Consider the following 12,888-nt stretch of genomic DNA (forward strand, 5'->3'; position numbering starts at 1 on the left):
CATATGTAGCACCCCAAGAGGCAGATTACACAATTTTTAGTGGCTCAGGGCATTGATGGGGGTCAAGGCATTCACGGCCAGTAACGCTGGCGCAGCTGGCGGTAAGTGCCACTGGCCACCAGCTGCTGCCAGGCTTGCTGCCAGGCTTGTAGCTCGGCAGCCGGCGTCGCGAGTGACGCTACCAGATAGCTTTCCAGCGCCACGGTGGGCAACAGGCTAGGCTGTACCGCCGCCGCAGACAGCCCGGCTTCCTGCAGCTTGGCTTTAAGATCACCCGCCACCACGGGCGCCAGGCGCACGCGGCCTGCGGCCAACATGCGCAGGCACAGCGCATAGCTGCTACTGTGCTCCACGCGCTGGAAGCCAAATTGCAGGGCATATTCTTCGGGCGCACTGCCATACACCACACACACCGGTAGCTGGCGGGCCTGCTGCCAGCTTGTAGCTTCGTGTGGGCGTAGCGGGGACTGATAAAACACCAGCGTGTCACGATACAAGGGCACCAGCCATTGGTAGCGCAGCTCGCGTGCCGGGGTACGCAACAAACCCACCAGCATGGCGGGCTGCCGCGCATCCAGCGCTTTGAGTGCCCGCGCCAGCGGCACGTCGCTTACCCCCTGGGAGCGGCCAAGCTGCTGCAGTAAAGCCTGGGCCAGCGCCAGTGAAAACGCCCGGGGGCCACTACCGGGGCGTGGCACCGGCGGCGAGGTGTCATGCAGGGTAACACCCTGCAAGCTGTGCACATACACCGCAGGCCAGCGTGCCGGCTCCTGTGCCAGCACATAGGTGCTGGCCAGCGACAATCCCCAGACCAGAAGACGCCGCATCATGTACGGAAGCGGTTTACCGATGTACGCAAAGCCTCGGCTTGCTGATGGATGGCATTGACCTGCTCTACGGCGTGGCTGGCAGACGACAGCGCGTCCTCGACCACGCCAGCCACTTGCTCCACACTGCCGGCAATACTGGTACCCGCTTTGCTCTGTTCGGACATGGCCAGCGCCACCGAGCGGATGCGGTTGAGCGAGTCCTGCGCACGGCTGTTGATCGCCTGCAGCGCGCTGGAGGCTTCCTGTACGCGGGTCACACCCTGCTCTACCACCGGGGCAATGCTCTGCACCTGGCCGGATACGGTGCCGGTATCGGCCACCACGGCTTGTACAATGGCCGAGATCTCGTCGGTAGCCAGCGCAGTGCGCTCGGCCAGTTTGCGTACTTCGTCGGCCACTACGGCAAAGCCGCGACCGGTTTCACCGGCACGGGCAGCTTCGATGGCGGCGTTCAGCGCCAGCAGGTTGGTCTGGTTGGCAATTTCGCGAATGGTTTCGGCAATACCGCTGATATGGCGCGTGCGCTCGGATAGCGAGTGCACCTGGATGTTGACCTCACCGATCTGGCTGGCAATCAGCTCGATATGACGGCTAGCCTCGGTGGTCAGCGCGGTACCGCTGGCGGCCTCGTCTACCGTGTGACGGGCGTCGTTTTCGTTGTCGCGTGCGCTGGCGGTAACGTGGTCGATACTCACCGACAGCTGCTCGATAGCGGCCGCCGCCGAGGCGGTAGATTCGCTGGCATTGTGCGACACGTTTTGCAGGTGGCCCATGTGCTGCTTCAACTGGGTACCGGCGTCGGCTATGTCATGGCTACCGGCACGAATATCGGTAATGATCTGCGCCAGTTTGTGCTGCATGGCGTGCATGCTGCCCAGCAGGCTGTGTTCCGGGCCGTTGACTACGATTTTTTCGGTGAGGTCGCCTTCGGCAATGCGGCGCACCACTGCCGCCGCGTAGGCCGGGTCGCCGCCCAGCGAGCGCAGGATGCTGCGCGACAACAGCCAGGCCAGCACACCTACCGCCACAATGCCGATCACCACGAACAGCAGCATCCAGCGCGCCTCGCTCCAGAAGATCTCGTCGATATCATCCACAAAAAAGCCGGTACCGATCACCCAGCCCCAGGGCTGGGCACGTACCACGCCGTTCAGTTTGGGGATATCCACATCGCTCCCCTGGCGGGCAGCGACCACGTACACCATGCCGTACTGAGCCTTACCCAGTGCTTCGGCATAGACCTCGACCGAGGTACGGCCATCCGGCCCTTTGCCGCCATCGTCATACTTGCCGATACGCGACTCTTTCGGGTGGTACAGCATCACGTTGCCGCTGTCGCGTACAAAGTAGTACACCTCTTTGGTGCGTACCATGGACAGCGCCTTCAGCGCCTGCTGCTTGGCCTCTGCCTCGGGCAATTTGCCCTCGGCCGCCAGCTTGGCATGGCGATCTACGATGCTTTCGGCCACCTGCAGCAGGTAGGTGATCTGGGTTTCTTTTTCGTGCAGCAAGCCCTGCTTCTTGAAGTACAGGGACATGCCACCGAGCAGTAACAGGCCAAACAGACTGGCCAGGGTGAGAATCAACAGGCGGGTAGACAGCTTCATCGGGTGCTTCCTCTCTATTTCTATTTATCGTTATCCGTTCGCCCATGCAGCGGCTGGTGCATGAAAACAGGCATGAACACCCTTGGCCATTGGGGATACCCGCAGCGTGGCACAGTTTTATTGCCATTGATGTGGTATGAACCAGCCCGGTGCATTAGGCAAGCCGGCTGGCACCAAGCTTGCCACGCTTTACTGTCAAAGCGCTTTCAAACGCCCTGGCCAGACAGCCAGGCATGACAACGCCCCGGCGTGCGGGGCGTTGGTGCGCTATCTGCAGGGCAAGCCTAAGCGTGGCTGCCATGCCCGGCGGTATTTACTGCAGCTTCAGCAGCAAGGGCACGCCGTCAGCAGACGATTTCACCTGCTCTGGCGGCAGCAGGGCAATCCGCTCGGCCAGGGTGGGCTGGGCGGCCAACATCAGCTGCCGGGCGGCAGTAGCGCGGGCGCTGGCCAATGCCTGCAAGGCGGCACTGTCGATACGCTGGGCCGCCAGTAGCTCGGCACGCATGGCCTGCGCCCGCGCCGGGGTATCGGCAGCCAGCGCAACGCGCTGCAGCCAGGCGATACGGCCAAACTGCTGGCTGTAGGCCTCGCCCACGGCACGGCGTACCGCCGGGTCGCCCATGTCGGGTAGCGGCAATGGCTCGTCGTGCTGTAGCTGGTACGCCGCGCCTTTCAGGATGCTGCTGTCTACGCGGTAGCGTGCCAATGCGGCAGCGTCGCTTGCCGCGTCATAGCTGCCGCCCAGCGCCACCTTCAGCTTGGGGCGCTTGGCCAGCAGCTCGGCCAGTTTGTGCAGTTTTTCACGCTCGGGCGGCGGGATGCGATCGTCGCCGGCGTCGGCGTAGATCTCGTCAAAGCCTTCGCCGCCAAACAACGCACGGAACGGCGCGGTAGCCACCTTCACCAGCACATTGCGCAGCGCCTGCCACACCAGATGGCCATAGCTGAAATCGGGCGCGTCCAGGCTACCGGCTACCGGCAGCGACAGATCAATGCGGCCGTCGCTGTCTTCCAGAATGGCCACCGCCAGGCGCAGCGGCAGGCGCGTGCCCTGGTAGTCGGCCACCTCGTCACCCAGCTGGATGTTGTCTACCACCATGCGGTTGTCGCCCTTCAGTTGGCGGTCTTGCACCAGATAGCGCAGCTCGGTGCCCAGGCGGCCATCGGTAATTTTCCAGCCGGCAAAGGTCATGGCATAAGGGTTCAGGCTGCCCAGCGGGATATTGCGGAAGTTCAGCGCCATATCCAGATCGCGCGTGACATCCAGCGGTAGCAGGCTGCCGCGGATGCGCACGTCACCGTACTGGTCTACGCGGCCATCCAGCGTGACCGTACCGCGCCGCCCAGGCTGGCTGGACAAGCCCAGCACGGTACCGGACAGGCTGTGGATGCGGGTGCCAAACGCCGGGTTCAGGCCACGGTCGGCAAAATCCAGCCTTGCATCGCGCACGCGCACGGCGCGCACGTCTACCACCGGCACGGCAGCCGGTTTAGCCGCAGGGTTGGCCGCAGGCGATGAGGCCGCCGCCGCAGGCTGTGCTTTCAGCACATGGGCAAAGTTGGGTACGCGCTGCTCGTCCAGGATAAAGCGCAGCTGCGGTGACACCAGCCGCACATCGCCCAAGGAAATACGCTGCGGCTGGGCACGGATGGCCGACAGCTGCAGGCGCTGCCAGCCCAGCAGTGGCTCGCGCTGGCCAGGCTCGTACAGCGCCAGCTGGTCCAGCGCGACGCTGCCGGTGGCCTGCCAGCGCTGGTTTTTCCAGCTGGCCTTGAGGTTGGCCGACAGCAGGCCACCGCCAAAGCGCAGCGTGGTGGCGTCCAGCGCGTACGGCGCCAGGCCCTGCAGCGGCAGGTGACGGGCGTTCAGTGTGGCGCTGACATCGCGCAGGTTGGCCGCCAGCTGCGCCTGCAATGCCAGCTGGCCACGGCCCAGCCGCGACTGCCAGCCCAGCGTAAAGCCTTGCTGCGGGTTGCCCTGCAGCGTGGCCTGGTCGATATCCAGCTGCAGCGCCACCGGCTGTGCGGTGGTGGCATCGCGCCAGCGCAGCTGGCTGTCGCTGAGCGCTAGCGCCGGGTAGTGCAGCTGCCATCCTGGTGCAGGGGTGTGCTTGGCTTCTGTCGATACGGCAGCGGCAAGCGGCTGCGGGTGCTGGCGCAGCAGGCGCTGCCAGTCCAGTTCGCCCTGCCGGTTGCGCGCTGCGGCCAACTGCAAGCCACGCAGCTGGATGTCGCCGACCACCAGCTGGCGCCTGGCCACATCGGCACGGCTAGCCGCCACATCGAGCGCGGCCAACCTGGCCAGCGCGGGCTGGCGGCCACTGGCCAGGGCCAGATCGCGCAGCGCCAGCGTGGCGTTATCCAGCTTGATGCCGCCTTGGGCATCGATAGCCAGCGCCGCCTGCAGCCGCTGAAGCGTCAGGCTGGCGGACAGCGGGCTGACAAAGCGCTGGTCGGTGGCGCGCAGCTGCCAGTCTTGCAGGGTGATAGCAGGCAATTGCAGCTGCCAGCCGGGGTTGGCCGCAGGCTGGGTCGCGGCGGCCTGGCCGGTGGCAGGGCTGACTGCAGCGCCTGTTTGTGGCAACGCCGCTAGCCAGTCGGCGCGGCCCTGGCGGTTTAGCACGGTGGCGAGCTCGCCGCCCGCCAGGGTCAGCCGGGCAATGTTCAGCTGGCGCGTGGCCAGATCGAGCTGCCCGCCAGCCAGTGTGAGGCTGGCCAGCTTGAACGGGCTGCGGCTACCCGGTGCCTGCAGTGCCAGCCCTTGCAAGTTGGCCGCAAAGCCGCGGCTGGCCAGCTGCAGCGTCTTGCCTTTTAAATCAAAGTGGTACGGCACGACCAGGCCCAGCTTGCCGGCCGGTGCGGCCAACTTCAGGTGCGGCTGCACATAGGGCCATACACTGGCCAGGGTGAGGTCGCGCACCTTCAATACACCATCAGACTGCAGCGGCTGCAGCTGCAGGCTGCCCTGCCAGTCCAGCTGCGTGCCGTCGTCCAGTGCGGCCGCCAGGCGGTAGCGGCCATCGCTGCCGGGCAGCGTGGACACATCATTCAGCTGCAGGCTAAGCGGCAATACCTGGCGCTGCAGGCCACCGGCCAGCGCGTCCTGCAGCTGGATGCGGCCTTTGTTCAGCGCCAGCCGGGTCATGACCAGCTTGAGCGGCTGGCTATCTTGCGGCTTGGCCTGAGCCGGCCCGGCGGCGTCGGCGGCCAAGCGCGCCCAGTTCCACTGCCCTGCCGCGCTACGGCTGGCAAGCAGCTGCGGCGCGTCCAGTGTCAGCTCGTCCAGTGCCACGCGCCCCAGCAGCAGCGGCCAGGCCTGGGCATCTAGCCGTAAGCCTTGTGCGGCCAGCAGGGTGCTGCCGTCGCGGTCGGCCAGGCGGATGTCGCGCAGTGTCAGGCGCAGCGCCCACGGCTCGAACACCACCTCGCCCAGGGTGAGCTGGCGGCCGATGCCCTGCGCCCACTGCCCCGCATAGTGCTGGATCAGATGCGGCACGGCAGCCCAGCTACCGCCCAGCAACACGGCGAATGTGCCCCCCACCCACAACAGGCGGCGTGGCCAGCGTGACGATGCAGGCGTGGCAGGAGACGAGGAAGCTTCAGTCATGGCGATCACAATCTGGGCAAGGGTGAGGCGGCGGCGGGCCAGGGTATGGCCTTGTTCTTGCTGCATAGAAAAGCAGATGCAGGCTTAGCTGCATTCTATAACTTTTACCGGCATGAAATGCAGAAACTCAATAAAGCGTTTGCATTAAATGCCGACCACTATCCTGCTGTGCAACCCGGGAGCCTGCCCATGAATGCTGCGCAAACCATCCAGCGCTGGCTGGACGAACACCACATTACCGAAGTGGAGTGCCTGATCCCCGACATGACCGGCCTGGCACGCGGCAAGATCGTGCCGCGCCACAAGTACAACGCGGCCGAGGGCCTGCGCCTGCCCGAGGCCGTGCTGATGATGACGGTAACCGGCGACTACCCCGAGCAGCACTTTACCGCCCCGGCCGACCCGGACATGCGGCTGATTCCCGATGCCAGCACGCTGCGGCCGGTACCGTGGGCCAAGGAGCCCACCGCGCAGATCATCCACGACTGCGTCAATTTCGACGGCACACCCGCCGCACTCTCGCCGCGCAACGTGCTCAAGCGCATCCTGAAACTGTACGAGCAGGAAGGCTGGCGCCCTATCGTGGCGCCGGAGATGGAGTTTTACCTGGTACAGGTGGAGCCGGACGAAGACATGCCGCTGAAGCCACCAGTGGGCCGCACGCGGCGTACCGAAGCCGGCATGCAGAGCTTCAGCATCGACGCCGTCAACGAATACGACGATATCTTCGACGTGATGTACGACTGGTGCCAGGCACAAGGGCTGGCGCTGGACACGCTGATTCACGAAATGGGCACCGCGCAGATGGAAATCAACCTGGACCACGGTGACCCGCTGGCGCTGGCCGACCAGGTGTTCCTGTTCAAGCGCACCGTGCGCGAGGTAGCCATCCGCAACAATATGTACGCCACCTTCATGGCCAAGCCCATGCAGGGCCAGCCCGGCAGCGCCATGCACATCCACCAGAGCGTGGTGGCGCTGGACGGCGGGCAGAATATTTTCAGCCAGCCGGACGGCAGCCCGTCGCCGGCGTTTTTCCACTTTATCGGCGGGCTGCAAACCTATCTGCCCGCCGCCATGCCCTTCTTTGCCCCCTATGTAAACAGCTACCGCCGGCTATCGCGCTTTACCTCGGCGCCCATCAACCTCAGCTGGGGGTACGACAACCGCACCTGCAGCCTGCGCGTGCCACACAGTGGCCCGGAAGCACGGCGCGTGGAAAACCGCCTGGCCGGCGTGGACGTGAACCCCTACCTGGCGCTGGCCGCCAGCCTGGCCTGCGGCTACCTGGGCATGAAGCAAAGCCTGCAGCCAGACGCCCCGCTGGCCGGCAGCGCCTACGACCAGCCACACCAGCTGCCGCGCCACCTGGACGACGCCATCGACCTGCTGATGAACTGCCAACCGCTGGCCGAGCTGTTTGGCGAGCATTTCATCCAGGCTTACAGCGCCATCAAGGAAGCCGAGTACGGCGAGTACTTCAACGTGATCAGCCCGTGGGAGCGGCGCTTTTTGCTGCTGCACGTGTAAAGCGGGCGGAAAATGGCCATGCGGCCAACCTTGCAGCAAGGTTGGCCGCATTTATGTCATAAATTCAACAAAAAACATATGAAAATCAAAATGGCATATGCAAAAATGGCAGCATGCAAAACAAAACACAAAATGCCAAATGGAAAAATTAGTACGCCAAATTTACGAGACATATGACTGCGCAGAACATCTCGATGCCACGCAGTTTTCTCTCTGGTGCTTGAAACACTTGAACACCGCTCTGGCATTTGACTCGGGGGCGATCACCAGCTTCATTCCTAACGAGAAAGGCCAAATGGCGATAGCCTCACAGGTTGGCCACAACGTAGATGCGGATAAAGTCAGGTTGCGGCACGAAATTTTGGGTAGTGAAGGCTTTGTGGAAGGCAAGCTACACACACCAGATCCGCTACTAAGAAAAATGGTGCTAGCACAGGATGAAATCCATAGCTGCCATGTACCCGAAGCACAGCATGCCTCATTGCATCACTATGCCAGTCTCACGGGCAGCCTGAATGCTTTGGGTGCTTCCGCAGTAGCAGGCAATGTGCTGCTTTTTGTTTCTGCCTGGAGAGCCAAGGAGCAATACCGCTTCGACGCGCATGATATGCACCAAGCAAGACAAATCGTCCCGCATGCATTAAAAGCACTAGCCATCAACCGGAAGCTCTCCCTGCACCCGCTTCTGGAACACAAGTCGTCCTCGCAGATCTACTGTAATACCAAAGGCGACATCATCCACTACGATGAAAGTGCCATTTACTTGTTGAGGCGCGAGTTTCCTTACTGGCTAGCAGGCAATTTGCCACATGAAGTTCTCAATAGCATCCTTACTTCATCCAGCTATCGAAGCGCTGTGATTACCATCTCAGTGATAGCAAAGCAAGAATCCGTCTTGCATCTCTCCATCTGCAATTCAGCATTGAATCCGCTTACCAAAACCGAACTTCGCATTGTCGAGATGGTAGTTCGGCATAACTCCTTGAAGAAAGTTGCGCTGGAAATGGGCAGTTCAGTAAATACAGTGCGCAACCAAGTATCCAATATTTACAGAAAGCTTGGCATACAAAGCAAAACCGCTTTGGTCAACCATTACCATCAGAATAAAGACTCACTGGCATCCTGAAGGGTGGATTACTCTACAAGGCCACCTTCCTCAAACTTCCACACCCACATTCTATAATCATAAAATGCAGTCTGAACCAACTCCATAGGACTGGCATTACGCAAAGGAATGTAGCCAGATATATATGCAATTCTCGACACGATATTGTTGAAACGTACAGAAAGCGGATTGGCCTTGTACATGTCCGTTTTTACAAAATTCATTTTAAATGGCTTTTCTGGTGGCAATGGCCCACGACTCCTAACACCTCCCGTATTTTTCATACCCAGCGGAGGCGTACTGAATTCCAGCTTGTTAGAAATGGTATTCATTGCTTGAAAAGAAACAACAGCCTTATTACCTACATCATCCTTGACAACCACATCAGTATCACAAATGCGGAATGTCTCATCGGCAGAACTAGCGGGTGATGACCATATGGTAGCTTGAACATCCCAGCACTTCAGATGAGGGCCATATTTTAAAAAGGCCAATGCTACACGCGGGTAGGCTAGCTTGCCATAATTTGCCAACTGTTGATCTTGCTTGGCATATAGCCCTTCAATTCGCCTGGAGGTTGACAGTGGCTTATACAATGTCACACCTGAATCCATACCACCTGAAACAGTTTGCGATTCGATTTTTATATCAATACCTTTGGATACCTTCTCGGCAACACTATTAGTTATTTGCGCCACACTGGCGCAGCCGGATACCAAAATGAGCGCTGGAAGCATAATCATCTTACAGGCTAAGAATCTGCCACGACGCAATTGACCACACACACCAAATACCTCAATAAATATATACATCAAAACATACCAAAGCCCGCGCCATCAACTAGCGTTCAGCACTTGAATTGTGTCACCTACCACCCAAGTTCACTTTTTAGCAATCACCTCACTCTCTTGCAGCACCACTTGTAACTATCAATAACAAGAAAAATGCACTTGCACACATACGCACTCACACTTTCACAGCTACCATTCGAAAAATGGTCAGACAACTAGCACATGAAGTGTTCTTTGGGAAACCACCTCATGGCGAATTCACTTAGACTCTAGACATCGACACATAAGGGTTCTTTACCATAGCCAATCAGACACAGCACATCCAAATAAACAATAAAAATTTCTTGCAATATAAAACCTGCCATTTCATTTAAAGAGCGCATCAATAATTGAGCCACCCACCTTGCCCAGGCTGGCACTTGATACCTTGTTATTCTTCAAATAGTAAGGATAGGTTCGCAATCTCTGCATTTTACCTTCACCAAGATCCTTGAACTCAACAAACGTTGCAGAGATATTGAACGTATCGCCAACAGACTCACCCGGCTTCATTTCCCGCTTTGCTGTAATAACAATTGGTCGTTCTTCACCAGGTGCCAGTACACCAGAACTATCAACACCGCGCTCTTTAAAAACTGGTAGGCCTTTTACGTGCCCCTCTTCATAACCAACACCCAGATTATAGCGATAGCCAAAATTATCCGTCATGACAAAGCTGGTATTCTGATACAGCAGGATCATAGGCCGACTTGTATTGTTAATTAGTTTTACATTGACCGTTGCACGGACAACCTTGTCACCCTTACTGATAGAAATGCCATCAAAGGCAAATTTCAAGCCTGCAACTTCTTTGGCATCACCCACTTCAGCCACGACTCCCTGGCGATTTTCAACCACCTGCTTGCATGCCGCCAGTTCTGTTTTCAGTCTTTCAATTTCAACATCCTTGTTCGATTCTGCCAAGGCAACAGAAGAACAAGAAAAAACAAACATTGCAGAAATAACCGACAGAAATGAAACATTTCGTGCAAAAGGTTTTATCATCACAAGTCTCCTTTATTTTACAGCAGGCCCATACTCGGCCAATACCGAGCCAGATTTATCAACAAACTGCACGCGAGTAACAAAGGCTTTAACGGCCATTTGGTTCATGTCCACAGACTGGCCAAAAAAGTACACTTTCAGTGTTAGCTTATTATTATAGTCATTTCGCATAGATTCGATCTTGCGCGCCACATCCTCACTTCCCACAGGTGAGAATGCCACATCTTTCGCATTAGCCCAAGTTAACTTGTACTGGGAGATATCATTAAAATAGCGGTAAGACCCTTCCGAAAAGTCATTAACAGGAAAGCCTTTTTTGTCAAAATCATAAGTTGCAATATCATTGCTATCGATACTCATCCAATAGTAAGGCTTGGCTTTTGCATCCGCGATACCTGCCTCCAGATTTGGCTGAATGGACTTCAAAATATCACTTTTGCGAAATCCATCCGCTGTTCCTCTATACTCGCGAGAGGAGGCCTCCGCCATTTTAGGAAAATCAGCAGGCACACCAGAAATTGCAGTATAAAGAAACATCAACTGGCTACCACTGGTCAATTCCACGTACTCAGACACTGGCTTAGCCAGATCTGCTTGTGGCAGTGACATCGATGTCTTTTCTTCGGGCACACTAGGTTGATTTGATGCCACTCCAGCCTTATCATTATTTTCAGCGTTATCGCCTTTACCACAAGCAACCAATGCCAAAGCACTGAGCAATACAAAAAATACTGAACGTCCAAACATGAACCACCTCATTTCTGATCAATTGTTGTCTAAGATTTTTCCAAGGCCTGAACTGCTAGCTTTCTGAATTCCATTGGAGCCTTTATGCAAGGGATCGGCGCCTGAGGATTGCCAGCACCAGAAATTACCAGAGAACCGTAGTTGAATATGCGCCCAAAAATACTCTGTCGAACCTGAACACTCTCCACCTTAGAAATATTCAACTCGATAGAATTCCTCATAATTATGCCTGTTTTAGCAACAATACGCTTATTTGTCACTGCCAGTTCTGTAGAGACATACGTTGAAATTGCATAGCAAATCAAAAAAAATCCCATCAAAAACAAGGGCAATGTAATAATACCAACAATTATCATGAAAATAAGATATGCACGACTGGGCCGGGCCCTGACAATAACATGCTCGTCAGGCATCAGTGTAGACTCTACAAAACTGGCCATAATATCTCCGCTGGTGAGGTCTTGCTAAAATTGATTAATAAATTACAAACCACCTGATGACTGGAACTGGCGGTACCAAAAAACTAATTATTCTGACCGACTCTGGGCATCAAATACCAGTCGACAATGAGCAGTCAGATCTGCATCAGCTCTCTGGCATGCAAAAATTACAGGCAACAACGAAAAACCTGCTTTCGCTTTCAGTGCAGTTCTCCGATATGAAGGGTGGTTTGGTTTCTACTTATGATCATTTTATTGATATGATGCACTTATCATCCATAGTGCAAATGCACTATGGATGACGCCGCTTCGTATGGGCATGCGCGTTCTGCTGCCTGTTAGCTACAACTGAGGCTGGGCACGCAGTTGCTGAACAGCATGATTTGCAGGGAGTAGTAAGGCAGCGTGATCTGATTACCTGCCTTGCTCACCGACCGCATCGCTAGCAAGGCGCCACGCAACACGGTACTGCCGTGATAACAGAGGCCAAGGGTATGGCTGGCCAGTGGCCGGCAGGTTGCCGTGATAACTAACGTAGGTGGAGTAGCCGAACGGACACTGACTTGCAGCGGTCTGTAACACACCGGGTGGCTGGCAATCAGCTTGTATTTCACTTCACTATCCGCTATACGCTGGCTACGCGGCGCCCCTGGTTCTGCACGCCGTCCCGCTTGTTGCCCAGCGCCACGCCCATGGCGCAGAAGCCCCCAAACTGTGGCGCGTAGTCCGCCGGGTGTTTCAGGTGCGCCTGGTTGGTAAAGCGGTAGCGCCGTCGTAGCTGGTAGCCTGCAGCATTGCTGACAACGACCAACGTGTGCACCCGATGGGCCGGGCCTGGACGGCATGATCGGCCCCCAGCGCTTTGGCAAGTTGGGCTACTACGAGATGTTCCGCTTGATGCTCAAACAGCAGGAAAGCGCCAGCACCGGCGACCCGCAGGCGTGGAAAGTAGTGGATAACAAGCGGTACCTGAACGTGAACAAGGACGTACAGAAGGAGTGGCTGGAAGACGTACCCGGCCATATCCGCAGCGCGCTGGAAACCTGGCCGGCCATAAATGCGCTGTAGCCTGCCCATGACCACCCCTGCGGCCAACCTTAAGCAAGTTGGCCGCAGGCTTTTGTACGGTGTTTGGCGGGGCTGCCACAGCAGCAAATCATGTGGTAGCGGCAGCGCTGCTGGAG

The 12,888-nt window shown here is 57.4% G+C and carries 12 protein-coding genes; 4 read left to right on the plus strand and 8 right to left on the minus strand.

What is annotated here, in order from left to right:
* Positions 1-71 precede the first annotated feature (71 nt).
* The 3 genes from ACZ9XP_RS01380 to ACZ9XP_RS01390 form a co-directional block, all read right to left on the minus strand.
* The gene (locus ACZ9XP_RS01380; RefSeq protein WP_147683879.1) at positions 72-830 is read right to left on the minus strand and encodes a type 2 periplasmic-binding domain-containing protein; all 759 of its coding nucleotides are present in this window, start codon (positions 828-830) and stop codon (positions 72-74) included.
* Positions 827-2,437: a methyl-accepting chemotaxis protein gene (locus ACZ9XP_RS01385; protein WP_147683881.1), complete on the minus strand. Its 1,611-nt coding sequence runs from the start codon at positions 2,435-2,437 to the stop codon at positions 827-829. The genes ACZ9XP_RS01380 and ACZ9XP_RS01385 overlap by 4 nt, the downstream gene beginning before the upstream one ends.
* Before the next feature lie 313 nt (positions 2,438-2,750).
* Positions 2,751-6,113 carry a DUF748 domain-containing protein gene (locus tag ACZ9XP_RS01390; protein WP_465187884.1) on the minus strand — a complete coding sequence of 1,121 codons (3,363 nt, stop codon included), beginning with the start codon at positions 6,111-6,113 and terminating at the stop codon, positions 2,751-2,753.
* A gap of 123 nt (positions 6,114-6,236) precedes the next feature.
* Here ACZ9XP_RS01390 and ACZ9XP_RS01395 point away from each other — a divergent pair, with 123 nt between their 5' ends.
* Both ACZ9XP_RS01395 and ACZ9XP_RS01400 read left to right on the plus strand, forming a co-directional pair.
* Positions 6,237-7,577 carry a glutamine synthetase family protein gene (locus tag ACZ9XP_RS01395; RefSeq protein WP_147683885.1) on the plus strand — a complete coding sequence of 447 codons (1,341 nt, stop codon included), beginning with the start codon at positions 6,237-6,239 and terminating at the stop codon, positions 7,575-7,577.
* Positions 7,578-7,716: 139 nt separating this feature from the next.
* Positions 7,717-8,703: a response regulator transcription factor gene (locus ACZ9XP_RS01400; RefSeq protein ID WP_465187885.1), complete on the plus strand. Its 987-nt coding sequence runs from the start codon at positions 7,717-7,719 to the stop codon at positions 8,701-8,703.
* An 8-nt stretch (positions 8,704-8,711) separates the two neighbouring features.
* Here the strand turns inward: ACZ9XP_RS01400 and ACZ9XP_RS01405 are convergent, their stop codons facing one another.
* From ACZ9XP_RS01405 to ACZ9XP_RS01420, 4 genes are all read right to left on the minus strand, one after another.
* Positions 8,712-9,494 (minus strand): hypothetical protein, encoded by a 783-nt coding sequence (locus ACZ9XP_RS01405; protein WP_147683891.1) that lies wholly within the window; start codon positions 9,492-9,494, stop codon positions 8,712-8,714.
* Positions 9,495-9,839: 345 nt separating this feature from the next.
* Positions 9,840-10,517 carry a hypothetical protein gene (locus ACZ9XP_RS01410; protein ID WP_147683894.1) on the minus strand — a complete coding sequence of 226 codons (678 nt, stop codon included), beginning with the start codon at positions 10,515-10,517 and terminating at the stop codon, positions 9,840-9,842.
* A 12-nt stretch (positions 10,518-10,529) separates the two neighbouring features.
* A complete protein-coding gene (locus ACZ9XP_RS01415) occupies positions 10,530-11,264 on the minus strand; it encodes a hypothetical protein (protein WP_147683895.1) in 735 nt (244 codons plus the stop codon).
* Between the two features lie 29 nt (positions 11,265-11,293).
* Positions 11,294-11,704 (minus strand): PH domain-containing protein, encoded by a 411-nt coding sequence (locus tag ACZ9XP_RS01420; protein ID WP_147683897.1) that lies wholly within the window; start codon positions 11,702-11,704, stop codon positions 11,294-11,296.
* 56 nt (positions 11,705-11,760) lie between these two features.
* Here ACZ9XP_RS01420 and ACZ9XP_RS01425 point away from each other — a divergent pair, with 56 nt between their 5' ends.
* Positions 11,761-12,006 carry a hypothetical protein gene (locus ACZ9XP_RS01425; protein WP_147683899.1) on the plus strand — a complete coding sequence of 82 codons (246 nt, stop codon included), beginning with the start codon at positions 11,761-11,763 and terminating at the stop codon, positions 12,004-12,006.
* Positions 12,007-12,329: 323 nt separating this feature from the next.
* Here ACZ9XP_RS01425 and ACZ9XP_RS01430 read toward each other — a convergent pair whose 3' ends face one another.
* Positions 12,330-12,524 (minus strand): hypothetical protein, encoded by a 195-nt coding sequence (locus ACZ9XP_RS01430; RefSeq protein WP_147683901.1) that lies wholly within the window; start codon positions 12,522-12,524, stop codon positions 12,330-12,332.
* 23 nt (positions 12,525-12,547) lie between these two features.
* On the opposite strand from ACZ9XP_RS01430, the gene ACZ9XP_RS01435 reads away from it, so the two are divergent.
* Positions 12,548-12,772 carry a hypothetical protein gene (locus ACZ9XP_RS01435; protein WP_147683903.1) on the plus strand — a complete coding sequence of 75 codons (225 nt, stop codon included), beginning with the start codon at positions 12,548-12,550 and terminating at the stop codon, positions 12,770-12,772.
* The last annotated feature ends 116 nt before the right edge of the window (positions 12,773-12,888 follow it).

This window comes from Vogesella perlucida (genome assembly GCF_979366545.1).